The sequence below is a fragment of the Brevibacterium sp. UCMA 11752 genome (genome assembly GCF_021532235.1).
Taxonomy (GTDB): Bacteria; Actinomycetota; Actinomycetes; order Actinomycetales; family Brevibacteriaceae; genus Brevibacterium; species Brevibacterium antiquum.
Map to the genome: position 1 here is coordinate 1,782,040 of NZ_JACBOS010000003.1, position 16,741 is coordinate 1,798,780.

Consider the following 16,741-nt stretch of genomic DNA (forward strand, 5'->3'; position numbering starts at 1 on the left):
ATGACAGCAACCGCGGCAACCGCGATCTCCCTTCGGGGCGTTGAGCGCCGATTTGGTGATGTCGCCGCAGTCGATGGGGTCGATCTGGATATCACTGAAGGAGAGTTCTTCTCGATGCTGGGTCCATCCGGTTCCGGAAAGACCACGGTGCTGCGGCTGATCGCCGGCTTCGATGAACCTACAGCCGGCACGATCGAACTCTCCGGCAAACCGGTCCAGCGACTCGCCTCCTACGACCGCGACGTCAACACGGTGTTCCAGGACTATGCGCTCTTCCCGCATCTCAACGTGATCGAAAACGTCGAATTCGGTCTGCGCATCCGCAAGGTGGCCAAATCTCGCCGCCGCCAACTGGCGCGAGAGGCCCTTGAACGGATGAGGCTGGGGGCCTTTGAACAACGCAGGCCAAGCGAACTCTCCGGCGGACAACGGCAGCGTGTGGCTCTTGCCCGTGCCATTGTCGTGGATCCGAAGGTCCTCCTGCTGGATGAACCCTTAGGTGCACTGGACAAGAAGCTGCGCGAGCAGATGCAGGTCGAGCTCAAGGACCTGCAGCGCAACCTCGGCATCACTTTCGTCTTCGTCACCCACGATCAGGAAGAGGCTCTGACCCTCTCTGACCGAATTGCCGTCTTCAGCGACGGGCAGATCCAACAGGTCGATACACCGGAGAATCTCTACCGTGCACCAGCGACAGAGTTCGTCGCATCATTTGTCGGAACATCCAACCTCTTCGACGAAGAGCACTCCCAGCGACTGTTGGGTATGAACGGAACGTTCACAATCCGACCAGAGAACCTGCGGGTCACATCTGCCGCAGATGCACCCACCGGGCGGTTGACGGGAACGGTCCGCAACCGGATGTTCATCGGTGCGAACCATCGGACGATCATCGATGTCGACGACATCGCAGTGTCCGTTCTCGAACCTGCCGCCTCACCCAGCCGCAGCCTCGGCGAGCAGGTCAACCTCGATTTCAACGACTCTGACGTTCGGAAACTCCGGGCGGACGAACAATCAGCGGCACACGTCGCACTTGATTAAGGAGAACAGTGAAGATGACACTGACAAAGCGCGCCAAAGGAGGCGCGGCCCTCATTGCGGCGCTGGCATTGACGTTCGGGATGAGCGGTTGCGGAACATCCTCAGGTGAGAAATCTGATTCCGGGGCCACGGAGCTGAAGGAACTCGGCAAGGCCGAGGGCGAGGTCTCGCTCCTGGCGTGGCCGGGGTATGTGGAGGACGGGTCGAACGATCCCGATGCGGATTGGGTGACTCCCTTCGAAAAGGAAACCGGCTGCAATGTGAAATCCCAGACCTACGGCACGAGTGATGAAGCGTTCAACCTCATGAAGCAGGGTGGGATCGATGTCGTCGCCGCCTCCGGGGACCTGTCTCTGCGACTCATCGCCGCGGGCGACGTGCAGCCGATCAACAACGATCTCGTTCCCAACTATGAGAATGTCTATGACTTCCTGAAGAACCGTGACTGGAACTCACTCGATGGCAAAAGCTACGGTGTTCCGCACGGCTACGGGGCGAACCTTCTGATGTACAACAAGAAGGAATTCAAGAAGGCCCCAACCTCGTGGGACGTCGTCTTCGATAAGTCCGACGAGCATAAGGGCAAAGTGACAGCCTATGATTCGCCGATCTACATCGCTGATGCCGCGGTCTACCTGATGGATCACAATCCGGAGCTGGGGATCAAGAACCCGTACTCGCTTGATGAGAAGCAACTGGATGCGGCCGTCGAGCTGCTGAAGAAGCAGAGTCCGAATGTGGCGGAGTACTGGTCGGATTATCTGAAGTCTCTGCAGGGCTTCGAAAACGGCTCGGTTGTCGCTGGCACAGGATGGCAGGTGACGATGAACGAGCTCGACCCGAAGAAGTTCGGTTCCGTCATCCCCGATGAGGGGACCACCGGCTGGAGCGACACCTGGATGGTCTCGGCGGATTCCGAGCACACCACCTGCTCGTACAAGTGGCTCGACTACATGTCCAGCGCCAAGGGTTCGGCAGCAGCAACTGAGTACTTCGGCGAAGCTCCGAACAACCCAGGTGCTTGCAAAGAAGCCGAAGATCCGAACTTCTGCGATACCTACCATGCCGGGGACGAAAAGTACGCCGAGGGCATCTGGTATTGGACGACACCAATCAGTGAGTGCCTTGACGGGCGAACCGACGTCAAATGCACAGATTACGCCGCGTGGACCAAAGCGTGGCAGCAGATCAAAGGATGATCAAGAATGAGCCAGTCCAGTAATACAGACAGCCGAATTCAACCTCCGCCGAGAACCGCGGGGCGACGCCTATCGAGCTTCTTCGGCTCGCACCAAAGGTTGTCGCTGACCGTGCTTCTCGCGGCGCCACTGGCCTGGCTCATTCTCATCTACATCATTGCGCTGCTCCTGCTGCTCGTCACAGCGTTCTGGTCGACCGACAGTTTCACTGGTCAAGTCGTCCAAGACTGGACATTGAGCAACTTCCAAGCAGTGTTCACCGAGGCCCTGTACAGGGCGGTGACGGTGCGTACCCTCCTCATCGCAGTCTCGGTGACGGTCATCGACGTGCTCATCGCTCTGCCCGTCGGGTACTTCATGTCGAAGGTTGCCGGCCCGCGGCTGCGAGGCGCGCTGGTTGTCGCGTTCCTCATGCCGCTGTGGGCCGCGTACCTGGTCAAGGCCTATGCCTGGCGCACAATCGTCTCGCCTCACGGTCTGCTCGAGTCGATCGGAGCCTCGCCCGGACTGGGAATCGCGGCCACCATCATCACCATGTCCTATATCTGGCTGCCCTATGTCGTGATGCCGGTGTACACCGGGTTCGAAAGGATCCCGAACAGCCTCATCGAAGCAGCCGGTGACCTGGGGGCAAAGGGGTGGAAGACATTCACTGCGGTGATCATCCCCTTGGTGTGGCCATCGGTCATCGCCGGGTCGATCTTCTCGTTCTCGCTGACTCTGGGTGACTACATTGCCGTGCAGATCGTCGGCGGATCGCAGCAGCTTCTGGGTACCTTGATCTACTCCAACGTCGGAACCGGTGGCAATATGCCTTTGGCTGCGGCCACGGCGTTCATTCCGATTGCGGTCATCCTGATCTATCTGACCGCTGTTCGCCGTACCGGCGCACTGAAGAATCTTTAGGACACTCCATGAGAATTCCCCTGCCGGTCAAAGCCGTGCTCAGCGTCATCGTCTGTGCGGTCCTGGCCTTTGTCTATGTTCCTCTGCTCATCGTCGTCATCAACTCCTTCAACTCCAGCCAATCGCTGGGTTGGCCACCGCAGTCATTCACCTTCGAATGGTGGATCAGGGCATTCAGCGACCGAGGTGCACTGTCGGCTCTGGGAACGAGCCTCCTAGTGGCAGCATGTGCGACGGTGATCGCGCTCATCCTGGGCACCCTGGCTTCCCTGGCCCTCGACAGGTTCGATTTCTTCGGCAAAGAGAGCGTGAATCTGCTGATCGTCCTGCCGATCGCTCTGCCCGGGATCATCACCGGTATCGCTTTGAATAATGCGTTCACGACAATGCTGGGGTGGAAGCTTGGTCTGCTCACCGTGATCACGGCACACGCCACGTTCTGCATTGTGACCATCTACAACAATGTGTTCGCTCGAATGCGCCGGCTCTCCGGGAATCTTCGTGACGCGGCGATGGACCTCGGGGCCGATTCTTTCACCACGTTCCGCCTGGTGACCTTCCCTCAGTTGAGAAGTGCTCTGCTCGCCGGTGGTCTGCTGGCGTTCGGGCTGTCATTCGATGAAATCATCGTCACGCAATTCACTGCCGGTACCGGCGTGCAGACCCTGCCGATATGGATCTTCGACAACATGTTCCGGCCAGGCCAGGCTCCGATCGTCAACGTCATTGCGACCTTCCTCGTCATCGTCTCGATCATTCCGATCATGCTGGCGAACCGCATTGGAGGAAAAGCAGCTACTGGAGCGCCGTAAACACTCGAAAGAAGCCACTGCCTCGGCCAGGCATCGCCTCCTGGTTCACACGTGGCCGTGTTGGTGGGGGAGACCCCGAAGCACGAGTACACGCGCACGTTGATCGCGGACGTGCCGAAATTCTGACACCTCGGGCAGAGCACAAGAGATGTGCTCTGCCCGAGGTGAGTTGTTCAGCTGTGTGTAAGTAGGCTCAGCTGTTGCTTGAATAGACCGTGCGTGATCCGCCCTGGCTGCGGTGGCGTCCCCGAGTCTCGGCACTCGTGCCTCGGTTATCGGATCCGCGTCGGTTGCCGGTGTTCCCACGAGTGTTGCTGCGGGTGCCTTCGCTGCGGCGGTTGCCTGAAGCGCCCGCACCTGAACGACCGCCGCGGCCGTTCGCTGCGGGGCGTCCCTCCTGGGCATTTCCACCCGAGCGGCTGCCCTGCGAGTTGTTCCTGGCGGTGCGACCGCCCGAAGCGTTTCTGGAGTTGCGGCCGCCTGCTTGGCCACCGCGACCGCTTTCACCGCTGCGACTGTTGTCTCCGCCGCGGCTGTTCTCACCACTGCGTCGGCTGTTTCCGCCGCGACCTCCGCGACGACGCCCGGATGAGCGCTGGCCGCCCTGCGGCTGCTCCGCCTTCTGCTTCTCTGCTGCGGCCTGGATTGCGATCTGCGGATCGACATAGTCAGCGGTTTCGCCCACCAGGTCGGTTACCACGGGGGATTCCGCTGTGACCTTCTGCGGAGTCACTTTGATCGCTGCCTTGCGCAGCAGCACCATCGTGTCCTTGCGCTCACCTGGCAGCATGATCGTCACAACTTCGCCGGAGCTGCCGGCACGTGCTGTGCGACCGGAGCGGTGCAGGTAAGCCTTGTGCTCGGTCGGTGGATCAACGTGGACGACGAGTTCGACGGAGTCGACGTGGACTCCTCGGGCGGCGACGTCTGTGGCGACGAGCACGCGCACGTTCCCCTCGCTGAACGCTGCCAGGTTGCGATCTCGTGCCCCCTGGGACAGGTTGCCGTGGAGATCCACGGCGGGAATGCCCTGCGCGGTCAGCTGCCGGGTGAATCGCTTCGCCCGGTGTTTGGTGCGGGTGAAGAGGATGCGGCGGCCGGTGCCGGAGGCGAGCCGCTGGATCAGATCGTTCTTGTCCTCATCGGCGACCTCGAAGACGTGGTGCGTCATGGCGGAGACGTGCGAATTGGGATCGTCTACGGAGTGGCGGATCTCGTTGTGGAGGAACCGGCGCACCAGTTTGTCCACGCCGTTGTCCAAAGTCGCAGAGAAGAACATCCGCTGGCCGTGCTCCGGAGTCTTGGCGAGGATGCGGGTGACACCGGGCAGGAAGCCCAGATCGGCCATGTGGTCGGCCTCGTCGAGGACGGTGACCTCGATGTCATCCAGGGAGACCAGGCCCTGCTGGAGCAGGTCCTCGAGCCGTCCTGGGCAGGCAACGACGATGTCGACGCCTGCATTGAGCGCGATTTCCTGGCGTCTCTGCTTCACGCCGCCGAAGATGGTTGTCGTCGACATACCGTAGGCCTGGGCCAGGGGATCGACCACGTTCGTGATCTGGGTTGCGAGCTCACGTGTGGGTGCCAGGATGAGACCGCGTGGAAGGCGGCCCTTCTTCCGGCCGGCAGCCCCGGCCTCTGACAGGCGCGTCACCATGGGAATGGCGAACGCGAGTGTTTTGCCGGAGCCGGTCTTGCCTCTGCCCAGCACGTCACGGCCGGCGAGAGTGTCCGGAAGTGTGTCCTTCTGGATGGGGAAGGCCTCGGTCTTGCCCTCCGCGCGAAGACGATCGGTCAGGGCAGAGGGAACGCCGAGCTCGGTGAAAGTGACGGGAGCGGCATCTGACTTGTCCGCGACGGCATTCGCCGGCTCGGGGTTCGCGGCCTTCGGTGTGGCTGGTCGTCGCTGCCTCGTGGAGGAAGAGACGGAATTCGTGCTGGAGTCATGTGGGGGAGTGATGGGATAGCCCTTCGACATGCCGGAGAACTCACCGATGCCACCGAATGGTGACGGGAGCCGGTTCCGGACAAGGTGTGGGAACGCCGTTTGGCGCTCTCGATCGCCGAGAGGAAACGGCTTCGGAAACACGCGCCGGATATTATTCACGGCCGCAGAGACGAGGCGTACTGTCGACGCAGGGAACCCGTAGACGGGTTCGCAGGTACTACCAGCATACATGCCTCAGAGGTGTCGGTTCGACGTTGCCGCCTCAACGTCAGTCATCTCATACTTCCGGATGCCCGCAGTGCCTCCCATCGCAGGGGGTTCCCTGCTGCGAACTGCGGGTCCACAATGGCGCGTAAGGCGATTTCTGGTCGCGCGCGCAGATGACCGCGTGCACAGAGGACCGTCTGGAAGGAGTGCAATCATGACCAGCACCATCAAGGATGTTTCGCTCGACCAAGCACAAGGCGCCGTTGACGCAGGGCGACGACGAGCCCTCGAATTGGATCTGCTGATGAACGTCGCCGTCGTCGACGTCGGCGGCAACCTCAAGGCCTTCGCCAGGATGGACGGGGCGTGGCTGGGCAGCATCGACATCTCGATCAAGAAGGCTCGCACCGCCCGGTATTTCGATATGCAGACAGCCGAACTCGGCCCCACCGTGCAGCCGGGACAACCGCTCTATCACATTGAATTCTCCAACGGTGGACTGATCACCTTTCCCGGTGGCATTCCACTGACCCTTACCGATGACACCGTGATCGGTGCCGTCGGCGTGAGCGGATCCACCGTTGACAACGATCAGGCCGTCGCCGAGGCGGCCGCGGAGGTGATCTCCTGATGAAAGCAGTCGTGTACAAAGGACCACGTGAGGTTGCGGTCGAAGACGTCAAGGACCCGGTGATCGAGGATCCGACGGACGTCCTCGTCCGCATCACCTCGACCGCGATATGCGGTTCGGATCTGCACATGTACGAAGGCCGCACCGATGCTGAACCCGGAATCACGTTCGGCCACGAGAACATGGGCATCGTCGAAGAGGTCGGCCAAGGCGTCACTCGGGTCGGAACCGGCGACCGCGTCGTGCTCCCGTTCAATGTGGCCTGCGGATTCTGCGACAACTGCCGCGCCGGCAAGTCCGCGTTCTGCCTCACCGTCAACGAACCGGGTACGGCAGGCGGCGCATACGGGTACGTCGGAATGGGCCCTTACGGAGGCGGGCAGGCAGAGCATCTGCGAGTGCCCTTCGCAGACTACAACTGCGTACCACTGCCGCCGGGCGATGAGTATGAGAAGGACTTCGCGATGCTCGCCGATATCTTCCCCACCGGTTATCACGCCACGGAGCTGGCCGGTGTGCAGCCCGGTGAAACGGTTGCAGTCTACGGGGCCGGCCCGGTGGGGATCATGGCCGCGTACTCCGCTCGGCTGAAGGGCGCCAGTCGCATCTTCGTCGTCGACCATGTGCCCAACCGACTGGACTTGGCCCACGACCTGGGAGCGGAGCCGATCAACTTCGACGACGGCGATCCGGTCGAACAGATCACCGACGCCCTCGACGGCTACGGCACCGATCGCGGAGTCGACGCCGTGGGTTATCAGGCCACGGCCGCTGATGGTGAAGAGCAGCCGGCCACGGTGCTCAACCAACTGGTGGGGACAGTTCGCCACACCGGCGGAATCGGCGTCGTCGGACTCTACCTGCCGTCTGATCCCGGCGCCCCTGACGAGCACTCGGCCAAGGGTGAGCTGTTGGTCAAAATGGGTCGACTCTTCGAGAAAGGGCAGTCGATCGGCACAGGCCAGGCCGATGCTAAGCGCTACGCTCACCGGTTGCGCGATCTGATCATCGCAGGTCGTGCCGAACCCGGCTTCGTCGTCTCCCAGGAACTGCCGCTGAAGGATGCCCCCGACGCCTATGACAGGTTTGACCGCCGTGAGGAGGGGTATTCCAAGGTCGTCTTGCACCCCGGCATGGGATGATGATGAGCAGACCCCGGAGCTGAAGGAGCTGTCTGCCCACTGATGATCGACCTCAAAGATGGTGGCACGTACACGATGGAAGTCGACCAAGGCAGGGCAGATGGCCTGCTCCGGGCTGGGGCCCTCGATCGCCTGGTCACGGTGTTCCGGCATCACGCCGGGCAGTGCCAGGGCGGGATGGCCTTCAGCGTCTACCGTGCCGGCGAACCGGTCATTCGGTTCCGGGCCGGTGTCGCCGGCAAGCGCACAGACACCTCGGCGAGGGTGTGGGACGAACGGACCCTGGCGGTGTTCTTCTCCGGCACCAAGGGCCTGGTCGCGACGATTGCGGCCAAAGCTGCGGGGGAGGGGTTGCTGGATGTCGACGCTCCGGTCGCCGACTATTGGCCGGAGTTTGCGGCAGCCGGTAAGGGGGCGGTGACCGTCGCCCAGGTCCTCTCACACACGGTCGGCCTGCCCTATGTCGATCCGGATCCTTCACTGGATGCGAACAACAGACCGCGCGTCGGCGACGAAAAGTGGGCGTTCCTCGACTCCCGGGCAATGGCCGCCATCCTCGCGCAGCAAACTCCACTGTGGGAGCCAGCGACCAAGGTCGCCTACCATGCGGTGACCTACGGGTACCTGATGTCGGAGATCATCCTCCGCGCTACCGGCCGCACCGTGGCACAGTGGCTGCAGGACGACCTCGCCCAACCTTTCGGCCTCGACCTGCACCTGGGATTGCCCGCCGAGGATGAAGACCGTGTAGCCCCGATCATCCAGGCTCCTGGCTACTCGATTTCGACCTATCTTAAGAACGACCCTACGCGTCGGGCTGTCATCGACCGCATGTATGCCTCACTCCTGGCACCGAGCCTGCCGATGAACACCCGAGCCTTCCACGCCGCGGAGATCTCAGCTGGTGGCGGGATGGGCACTGCAGATGCGATGGCGAAACTTTACTCACTGCTGGTCACGCCCGGTCACCTCGGCGGGGGCATCGTTTCAGCTGACGCGATGGACAACGCTTTGCGGACACGCTCAGAGGGACTCGACGTCCTCAACGACCGGCCCCTGCGCTTCGGCCTCGGCTTCGAGCTCACCGACCCGCTCGGCACCTATGGGCCCGTCGACGAAGCCTTCGGACACTCCGGTGCCGGTGGGAGTCTGCACGGGGCATGGATAAAAGAGGGGATCGGGTTCTCATTCCTGAGCAACGAGATGCTCACGGAGAACGTCGACCGGCGGGCCAAGGATCTGCTGCAGGCGCTTGCTGGGCGGTGAGCACGCTGAGGCTTTCTGCACCCCCTTGTCAGGTGACGCTGAGAGTGCCACGCTGAAAACAACTCCTACTCGTCCTCAGGAAGCGAAGGAGAAGACAATGCTCATCATTTTTTGGGTCGTGGCGGCGATTCTCACCGTCTCAGGCGTCATCTTGCTGTTCCGGAAAGAGTTTAAGTGGGGCATCATCCTCATCATCGTGGCGTGCATCGTCGGTCCCTTGCTGGCGAACTTCTTCGGAGGGCCTCCGGCAGGCCCGAGAAGCACAAGTGAGTCTTCCCCTTCGTCGGACGCCGCCATCGTATCGATGAGGGTGGTCAGTCAGGTCTGAGCGTCGACCGGAACGGCACATCCTCTGTGGTCGTCTGCAGGCTCCTGCCGCGCTCCCAATGATTGGCTCCAGGATCGACCTGCGGGGTCGGGATGTCCTCCCGACTGGCTCGTTTGCTCTGGGTCGACACTCCGACTCTGGCATCCCTGGCCCGGATGATGTCCTCGTTCGCCTGTCCGTCGGCGGTGAAGCCCATCATCAGCTGCGGAACACCGTAGGGGAAGTCCTCACGGTCGTACTGCCATGTGTGGAAAGTCTTGCCGTAGGTCGACACCAGATCTTTGAAGTAGGAATGTTCGGCGATCTCCGGCACTCCCGGCGCCGTGAGGATGCCTGACTTCACCTCATAGTGGTGACTGTGCCACAGCTTCTTCTCCGCAGCGGGGAGAGTGCGGAATCGTTCCTCGCTGATGATGTATTCGATGCCGATGAGTCGGGCATCGGTGGCATTCCTATCGAAGATCACGCATTGGTGGAGGTCGTGACGAAGGTGGATGCAGAAATGTGCGGCTTCGACCTGCCGCCCCATGTCATCGGCATACATGTGCAGTCCGTTGAGATACGTGCTCATGGCATCGATTGGGTATTTCGCTTGGAGTGCTCCGGACGCCAAGTCCAGCACACGGTGCTTGAGCGGATGACCTTTGCCGACCTTGACTTTCGTGACGAGCTGTCGGCCCAGTGTCGCACCGACCGTGGCTGCTGCTCCGGTCACAATTCCGAGTCCGAGGGATGTCAGCTGGGGCACGTTCATATCGACAGGCTAGCGTCGATCGGTCGGTTACGTAATCCCCCTCATTCGACCCGCATCAATGGCTGGAGAACACCGTGGCGATCAATCTTCGAAGGCGGTGATCGGTGCCGACTGACCAAGAGAGGCAACCAGGTCCTCCGCCAGGTCGCGCAGCTTGATATTCCTATGTGACGAGGCGGTCTTGAGGATGGTGATGGCTTCATCCTGGCTGCACTGAGCCTGTGCCATGGTGATGCCCACAGAGATATCGATGATCGTGCGCGACTCCATTGCGCGTTGTCGAGCGTCTGAGAGTTCCTCATACCTCGCGATTCTGATGGCCACGCGCAGGGCTCTCGAGACCAGGTCGGCGAATCGCTGAGCGGTGGCTGACCTCCTCTCGGTGAACGCACCGGGAACGGTAGTGTAGAAGTTCATCGCGGCCTTGGCCGTGGCATCCAGTTCGAGGGGGATTGCGAGCACGCTGCGCAGTTCATGTTCGCGCACCGCCGCCATGTAATCTGGCCACCGAGTTTCGTATTGGACATCAGGGACCTGCACCACCTCTTGATAGGTTTGGGCGTGCAGGCAGGGGCCTTCCATGAACCCAGCCTGAACCTCATCCATCTTCCGGGCCTCGGCGTCGCTGCTGCCGACGATGATGGTGCGCTTGTCTCGTTCAAGCGTGATTCCGGCCAGTACGCGAAGATCTCCGGTTACTTCGCTCGCTGCCACTGCGGCGAGCTCATTCAAGAAATCAGCGAGCTCCCGGTCTGCAGCGAGAAGGTCGTGGAGCAGTTCAGCCGTTGACAGCTGTGCGGGCGTGGAGTCCATGACGGGCTCCTTCCAGAAAGAAGTGCAACCCGTCACCAGGTCGGTTCACAGATTGAGCTCAAGCCTACGCTCCGTGGTCGTTGTCTGCTGTGAACCTTCTGATGACCTTCAGGGTGATGGGGCAAGTAACCGTGATGGCCATTCGGCGACGTCGAACGTCGACTGAGGCACTCCTCCTCATCAGCACTTTGCAATGGTGGGCAGCCTCCAGCGTTTCAACGGCCTCGCAGTATCTGAAGCTTCAGAGTCATCGCGCAATGTGTACATGACGTTTCCTCGGCAGGAGGGACGAGCGGGGACCGCGTGCCGGCGGCCCCTGCTGCGCCCTAGGACTGATCGGCCGAGATATGTCGTGGTTCGCTGCGAGGTCAGCCGGCTCCAGGGCCTCGAGGAAGGTTCGAACCCACCATCGGGCATCGTGGTCGGTGACGATCTCAGCCATCGAATCGATGCGTCGTCGTGCTTCGTCGTCGGTTATCGCCACTGCCCGGCATACGGCCAGTTTGAGTTCGTCGATGTCGTAGGGGTTGACCAGCAGCGATTGGTGGAGCTCCGCAGCCGCACCGGCGAATTCGGATAGGACGAGGCTGCCCCCACGGCCATGACGAGCAGCAACGAACTCCTTGGCGACAAGATTCATTCCGTCACGGAGTGAAGTGGCGAGGAGAGTGTCAGCGGCGAGATACATAGACACCATCTGCTCAAGCGAATACGACCGGTGACAGTAGTAGATTGCGGCGCGTCCAAGAGAACTGAATCGACCGTTGATGCGTCCCACCAGCTGTTCGACCTCGGCACGCAGTTCGTCGTTCGATGAGTGGCCTTCTCGTGACGGGACAGCAATCTGGACCAGCGCCGTCGTCTTGGGGTCGATGGCACCCTCGTTCAGAAGCTCTTCGTATGCACGCAGTCGGTGGACGATGCCCTTCGCTGGGTCAAGCTGATCGATTCCAACGAGGAGTTTCTCCGGGTTGCCGAAGCTCATGCGCATCCGACGTGCTTCCAGCTGAGTCGTCGCGGCCGCCGCGAGATCACGGATGGTGCAGGCATCGATCGACATGGGAAAGGTGCCCAAGACTTTGTCGAGTGCGCCAGACTCAACGTCGGAGAAGTGCAGTGCTGCGCTGCGAAAGTTATTCAGGTCTGAGTCCTGCTGGAAGCCGATCACATTCGCGCCCAGCAGCCCACGAACAATGTCGGCCCGCCACGGCAGCTGAGCAAACAGTTCTCGCGGAGGAAAGGGGAGATGACTATAGAATCCGATGCGAACATCCGGACGTTGCGCGCGGATCATCTCCGGGACGAGTTGGAGATGATAGTCGTGGACCCACACGGTCGCCCCAAGCGCGGCTGAGTCGACCGCTGCCTGAGCGAAGCGAGCATTGACCGAGCGATACGCGTTCCACCACGCAGAGTGGAACTCGGGGCGAACGATCACGTCGTGATACAAGGGCCACAGTGTGGTCTTCGAGAACCCGTCGTAGAAGGCGAAGTGCTCCTCAGCTTCGAGGTCGAGCGGAACGAGCCTCACACCGTCGAGCTCGAACTGCTTGCACTGCTCAGCACTGGTCGAACCGACCCACGCTCCACCGCGATCCCGCAGCATCGGTATCAGACTTGAGGCGAGTCCGGGAGACAGAACCGAGCGCCCAGAAAAGCGTTCGACCGGCAACCGATGAGAGACGACGACGAGTGAACGTTTCGCATCCTCTCCTGACCTCATTGTCTCTGCGCCGACGCTGCGGTCGTGGGCAGGCCGTGTGGGAGGAGTTGTTTTGAACACCGAGCTTCAACCTCTCTCCGGAAGCGAGGAATCATGCTGTTCTGGAGCCTGAGTGTTTGCTCGGAGATGTTTGAGGGCGATCGGGCAGGTGATCGTCGTCTTCAACCGTCGGTTCAGGCTCTCGTCCCATGCGCGTCGCATCAGTTCTCTGCAATGGCGCTCTGCCTCTGCCATCTCGATAGCTTCGCAGTAGATGAACAGCATCTCGTTCTCATCGATGGAGTAATGCAGAGAAGCGACGAGCTGGCCGGGAAGGTAAAGGTCGAATTTGGACGCACTTCGATTATTGAGCATCGTATACACACAGGCCCCATGAGATAGCGGGCCGACTGCTTGACCGGTATTCACTATATGCGCAGTTATCTTCGATCGGCAACCTTCGGTTCATCGCAGTGGCAGCCGCCTCCGTCATCCGTCTCCGATTTCGCACACGAGGGCTCACACTGAGACACCGTGCAGTGAGGGCGAAGAGCAATTTTAGCGGCAGATCGTCGATCTGGGGAGGGCTAGCAGGAACCGCCTGGATTTGGGACGGTTGATTGACAGGCCGCAACAGGGCCTCGGAAGCTCGGTTCCACGAAAGGAGTCATCATGAGCGCGAAATTCGCAACCATCAATCCCGCGACAGGTGAGACCGTCAAGGAATTTCCCACAGCTGACGATGCGACTATCGCAGCGCTGATCGAGGACTCGGATGCAGCATTCCAAAAATGGCGCACCACCCCGCTCGAAGACCGAACCGCGCCTCTGTCCAAGGCCGCCGACCTCATGGATGACCGCAGAGACGAACTCGCCGCCCTGCTGACACTCGAAATGGGCAAACTGCCCGTTGAAGCCCGAGCAGAGGTCGAACTGTGCGCAAGTATCCTGCGCTACTACGCCGAAGAAGCCCCGCGACTCCTGGCCGACGAGAAGCTGTCACCGAACAGCGGAGGCCAAGCGGTCCTCAAACACGAGCCGATCGGACCGCTGCTCGGAGTGATGCCGTGGAACTTCCCCTACTACCAGGTGACACGGCTGGCCGCACCGAACCTCGCGGCAGGCAACACGATCATCCTCAAGCACGCCTCGAACACTCCCCAGTCCGCGCTGGCCTTCGAACAGATCATGTCAGATGCACTGCTTCCGAAGGACTGCTACCGCAATGTCTTCGCCGACAACGATCAGATCCAGACGATGATCGCCGACGAACGGATCAGGGGAGCCTCCCTGACCGGATCGGAAGCTGCCGGCTCTGCGGTAGCCGGAGGGGCCGGCACGAACCTGAAGAAATCGATCCTCGAACTCGGCGGCAGCGACCCGTTCATCGTTTTGGACGACCAGGATCTCGAGGCCACGGTCAGTGCGGCAGTGGCCGGACGCATGGCGAATTCAGGACAGAGCTGCATTGCGTCGAAGCGCTTCATCATCAATGAAGACATCTACGACGATTTCGTGGCGCTGCTGACGGAGAAGATGTCGCAGTTCGTCGCGGGCGACCCGAATGATCCAGACACAACAATGGCACCGTTGTCCTCCGAGCAGGCGGCCGTCGATCTCATAGAACAGGTTGAGGACGCAATCGACCACGGCGCACATGTGCACACAGGCGGCAAACGCGTCGATCGCGCTGGCGCGTTCGTCCAGCCAACGGTGCTGACAGGAGTGACGCCGCAGATGCGTGCCTACTCGGAGGAGCTGTTCGGCCCGGTCGCGGTGGTCTACTCCGTACACGACGAGGACGAGTCGATCGCCTTGGCCAACGACTCCTCGTTCGGCCTCGGCGGGACCGTGGTCAGCGCCGATGTCGAGAAAGCACAACGAGTGGCAGACCGGGTCGACACCGGGATGGTCTGGATCAATCAAGCCACCTGGACCGAACCTGACCTCCCATTCGGCGGTACGAAGCGTTCAGGCGTGGGACGCGAACTCGGAGCCGAAGGAATACAGGAGTTCGTCAACAAGAAGCTCATTCGGACTCCCTGACCCCTCACGGTGGAGCCAGTCGGCTCCAAACAGTGAGAGGTCGTGACACCGGAGCCCGAGAAGCCGGCACAGAGAGCAAACCGGACAAAGAACTGCGAAGGTGATAGCAATGGCGACATCAGTGAGCGACTTCATCATCGATCGACTCATCGAGTGGGGGTTGCACCAGTGGTATGGCTATCCCGGCGACGGCATCGGCGGCTTCGACGGTGCTATGGGCCGTGCCGAGCGAGACGGCAAGGACTTCCGGTATGTTCGGCCCACCCATGAAGAGGAAGCCGCATTCATGGCCACCGCTCACGCGAAGTTCACCGGCGAAGTCGGCGTGTGCATTTCGACTTCCGGGCCCGGGGCCATCCACCTCATGAACGGTCTCTACGACGCCAAGGGAGACAACGCACCGGTCCTCGCGATCGTCGGTCAGCAGGCGCGAGTATCACTCGGGTCCGAATTCCAACAGGAGATCAACCTCGAACGCATGTTCGCCGACGCCGCAGTCTTCGTCCAAACCGTGGCCACACCCATGCACGCCCAACTCGTCGTCGACAAAGCGGTGCGGATGGCGAAGGCCTACCGGGGGCCCGCCGTCGTGATCCTGCCCGCCGACGTCCAAACCATGGATATGGAAGAGCCCACAACTGAGCATTTCGTCTCCCGCAGCGGCATCGGCTTTGTGGAGGATCGGCTGCGGCCCGATGACAATGCCCTTGTCAGAGCCGCAGAGGTGCTCAACGCCGGGGAAAAGGTCGCGATGCTCGTCGGACAGGGCGCCATCGGTGCCACGGATGAGGTGCTCGCCGTGGCCGATCGCCTCGGTGCCGGTGTCATCACCACGCTCCTGGGCAAACAGGTCGTGCCCGGCGACGTGCTCTACCACACGCAGCAGCTCGGGCTTCTGGGCTCACGACCGAGCTACGACATGATCCAGAAGTGCGACACCCTCCTCATGGTCGGCACGAACTACCCCTACGGTGAGTTCATGCCTCCAACCGGACAGGCACGAGGCGTCCAGGTCGACCTGTCGCCGCGACATCTGGGAATCCGCTATCCGACCGAAGTGAACCTATGGGGAGATGCGCTGACCACACTCTCAGCCCTGCTGCCGCATCTGGACCAGCACAGCACCGAATGGCAGCAGAAGATCGCCAGCCAACAGCAGAACTGGAGGAAAGAGAACACGCGGGTGGCGCAGACCGAAGCCGACCCGATCAATCCCCGCAGCGTCTATGTCTCGCTCAACGAGAAGCTGCCGGACAACGCGATCATCACCGCCGACGCAGGAAGCACGGCCGACTGGTACGGCTTTCACATCGAACTCGGCCCCAACCAGATGGGCAACCTCTCTGGCCGGATGGCTTCAATGCTTGCGGCCATGCCCTACGCCGTCGCCGGGAAGTTCGCTCACCCCGAGCGGCCCGTGGTGTGCACGATCGGCGACGGTGCCTTCCAGATGATGGGAATGAACGGTCTGCTTACGGTCAAACGTCATTGGAAAGAATGGGCGACCCCCTCCTTCATCGTGCTCATCATCAACAACGGTGACCTCAACCAAGTCTCCTGGGAGATGCGCGAAGCAGGAGATCCGCGGTGGGACACCGCGCAGATGGTGGAGTCGATGGACTATGCCGGATATGCGGAGCTGCTGGGCCTCAAAGGTGTGAGAGTGGAAGAGCCGAGTGAGATCGGACGCGCCTTCGACGAAGCATTCGCCGCCGACCGACCGGTCGTCCTCGATGTGAGATGTGATCGGAACACGCCACCCTTGCCTGCACATATCGCACTCGCGCAGGCCCAGGGGCTCGCCGAATCGCTCCTGTCCGGTGACCCCGAGATGGGGCGCGTGGTCAATCAGAGTTCGCGTGCGGCCGCGGCTCGACTCTTCGCCCGTATGGGTCTGATCACAGATGACTGAACCACGGTCGGCACGCGCATCCCAGGAATGA

Annotated in this window: 15 protein-coding genes; 10 read left to right on the forward strand and 5 right to left on the reverse strand. The window is 61.3% G+C overall.

All coding sequences use genetic code 11. The annotated features are described in order from the left end of the window. The 4 genes from HU144_RS07950 to HU144_RS07965 all read left to right on the forward strand — a co-directional run bounded on the left by HU144_RS07950 (position 1) and on the right by HU144_RS07965 (position 3,961). A complete protein-coding gene (locus HU144_RS07950; protein WP_235350892.1) occupies positions 1-1,044 on the forward strand; it encodes an ABC transporter ATP-binding protein in 1,044 nt (347 codons plus the stop codon). A gap of 14 nt (positions 1,045-1,058) precedes the next feature. Then, on the forward strand, positions 1,059-2,243 hold the full coding sequence (locus HU144_RS07955; RefSeq protein ID WP_235350893.1) for an ABC transporter substrate-binding protein: 1,185 nt from the start codon (positions 1,059-1,061) through the stop codon (positions 2,241-2,243). 111 nt (positions 2,244-2,354) lie between these two features. Beyond that, a complete protein-coding gene (locus HU144_RS07960) occupies positions 2,355-3,149 on the forward strand; it encodes an ABC transporter permease (protein WP_235350894.1) in 795 nt (264 codons plus the stop codon). 8 nt (positions 3,150-3,157) lie between these two features. Then, positions 3,158-3,961 (forward strand): ABC transporter permease, encoded by an 804-nt coding sequence (locus tag HU144_RS07965; RefSeq protein WP_235350895.1) that lies wholly within the window; start codon positions 3,158-3,160, stop codon positions 3,959-3,961. A 193-nt stretch (positions 3,962-4,154) separates the two neighbouring features. Here HU144_RS07965 and HU144_RS07970 read toward each other — a convergent pair whose 3' ends face one another. Beyond that, positions 4,155-5,939 carry a DEAD/DEAH box helicase gene (locus tag HU144_RS07970; protein WP_235350896.1) on the reverse strand — a complete coding sequence of 595 codons (1,785 nt, stop codon included), beginning with the start codon at positions 5,937-5,939 and terminating at the stop codon, positions 4,155-4,157. A gap of 391 nt (positions 5,940-6,330) precedes the next feature. Between HU144_RS07970 and HU144_RS07975 the strand changes: the two genes are divergently transcribed. The 4 genes from HU144_RS07975 (at position 6,331) to HU144_RS07990 (ending at position 9,483) form a co-directional block, all read left to right on the forward strand. Further along, positions 6,331-6,747 (forward strand): GlcG/HbpS family heme-binding protein, encoded by a 417-nt coding sequence (locus tag HU144_RS07975; protein WP_235350897.1) that lies wholly within the window; start codon positions 6,331-6,333, stop codon positions 6,745-6,747. Further along, complete coding sequence (locus tag HU144_RS07980) at positions 6,747-7,889, forward strand: glutathione-independent formaldehyde dehydrogenase (protein WP_235350898.1); 1,143 nt, start codon at positions 6,747-6,749, stop codon at positions 7,887-7,889. Before HU144_RS07975 ends, HU144_RS07980 begins: the two co-directional genes overlap by 1 nt. 42 nt (positions 7,890-7,931) lie before the next feature. Further along, positions 7,932-9,155 carry a serine hydrolase domain-containing protein gene (locus HU144_RS07985; RefSeq protein WP_235350899.1) on the forward strand — a complete coding sequence of 408 codons (1,224 nt, stop codon included), beginning with the start codon at positions 7,932-7,934 and terminating at the stop codon, positions 9,153-9,155. Between the two features lie 97 nt (positions 9,156-9,252). Continuing rightward, positions 9,253-9,483, forward strand: a complete 231-nt coding sequence (locus tag HU144_RS07990; RefSeq protein WP_235350900.1) for a GPGG-motif small membrane protein — start codon at positions 9,253-9,255, stop codon at positions 9,481-9,483. On the opposite strand, the gene HU144_RS07995 is transcribed toward HU144_RS07990, so the two are convergent. The 4 genes from HU144_RS07995 to HU144_RS08010 form a co-directional block, all read right to left on the reverse strand. Beyond that, the gene (locus HU144_RS07995; protein ID WP_235350901.1) at positions 9,470-10,237 is read right to left on the reverse strand and encodes an OBAP family protein; all 768 of its coding nucleotides are present in this window, start codon (positions 10,235-10,237) and stop codon (positions 9,470-9,472) included. The two genes, HU144_RS07990 and HU144_RS07995, sit on opposite strands and share 14 nt — an antisense overlap. Before the next feature lie 81 nt (positions 10,238-10,318). Further along, positions 10,319-11,050 (reverse strand): GAF and ANTAR domain-containing protein, encoded by a 732-nt coding sequence (locus HU144_RS08000; RefSeq protein ID WP_235350902.1) that lies wholly within the window; start codon positions 11,048-11,050, stop codon positions 10,319-10,321. A gap of 247 nt (positions 11,051-11,297) precedes the next feature. Continuing rightward, a complete protein-coding gene (locus HU144_RS08005; RefSeq protein ID WP_268826153.1) occupies positions 11,298-12,773 on the reverse strand; it encodes an alpha,alpha-trehalose-phosphate synthase (UDP-forming) in 1,476 nt (491 codons plus the stop codon). A 66-nt stretch (positions 12,774-12,839) separates the two neighbouring features. After that, entirely contained in the window at positions 12,840-13,136 is a 297-nt protein-coding gene (locus HU144_RS08010) for a hypothetical protein (protein ID WP_235350904.1), read from the reverse strand. Between the two features lie 288 nt (positions 13,137-13,424). On the opposite strand from HU144_RS08010, the gene HU144_RS08015 reads away from it, so the two are divergent. Both HU144_RS08015 and HU144_RS08020 read left to right on the forward strand, forming a co-directional pair. Further along, a complete protein-coding gene (locus tag HU144_RS08015) occupies positions 13,425-14,798 on the forward strand; it encodes an NAD-dependent succinate-semialdehyde dehydrogenase (RefSeq protein ID WP_235350905.1) in 1,374 nt (457 codons plus the stop codon). A 109-nt stretch (positions 14,799-14,907) separates the two neighbouring features. Further along, a complete protein-coding gene (locus tag HU144_RS08020) occupies positions 14,908-16,710 on the forward strand; it encodes a thiamine pyrophosphate-requiring protein (protein WP_235350906.1) in 1,803 nt (600 codons plus the stop codon). The last annotated feature ends 31 nt before the right edge of the window (positions 16,711-16,741 follow it).

Coding starts and splice junctions, on each gene's coding strand:
- HU144_RS07950 (WP_235350892.1), top strand. CDS start 1: ATGACAGCAACCGCGGCAACCGCGATCTCCCTTCGGGGCGTTGAGCGC.
- HU144_RS07955 (WP_235350893.1), top strand. CDS start 1,059: ATGACACTGACAAAGCGCGCCAAAGGAGGCGCGGCCCTCATTGCGGCG.
- HU144_RS07965 (WP_235350895.1), top strand. CDS start 3,158: ATGAGAATTCCCCTGCCGGTCAAAGCCGTGCTCAGCGTCATCGTCTGT.
- HU144_RS07970 (WP_235350896.1), bottom strand. CDS start 5,939: ATGTCGAAGGGCTATCCCATCACTCCCCCACATGACTCCAGCACGAAT.
- HU144_RS07975 (WP_235350897.1), top strand. CDS start 6,331: ATGACCAGCACCATCAAGGATGTTTCGCTCGACCAAGCACAAGGCGCC.
- HU144_RS07980 (WP_235350898.1), top strand. CDS start 6,747: ATGAAAGCAGTCGTGTACAAAGGACCACGTGAGGTTGCGGTCGAAGAC.
- HU144_RS07985 (WP_235350899.1), top strand. CDS start 7,932: ATGATCGACCTCAAAGATGGTGGCACGTACACGATGGAAGTCGACCAA.
- HU144_RS07990 (WP_235350900.1), top strand. CDS start 9,253: ATGCTCATCATTTTTTGGGTCGTGGCGGCGATTCTCACCGTCTCAGGC.
- HU144_RS07995 (WP_235350901.1), bottom strand. CDS start 10,237: ATGAACGTGCCCCAGCTGACATCCCTCGGACTCGGAATTGTGACCGGA.
- HU144_RS08000 (WP_235350902.1), bottom strand. CDS start 11,050: ATGGACTCCACGCCCGCACAGCTGTCAACGGCTGAACTGCTCCACGAC.
- HU144_RS08005 (WP_268826153.1), bottom strand. CDS start 12,773: ATGAGGTCAGGAGAGGATGCGAAACGTTCACTCGTCGTCGTCTCTCAT.
- HU144_RS08015 (WP_235350905.1), top strand. CDS start 13,425: ATGAGCGCGAAATTCGCAACCATCAATCCCGCGACAGGTGAGACCGTC.
- HU144_RS08020 (WP_235350906.1), top strand. CDS start 14,908: ATGGCGACATCAGTGAGCGACTTCATCATCGATCGACTCATCGAGTGG.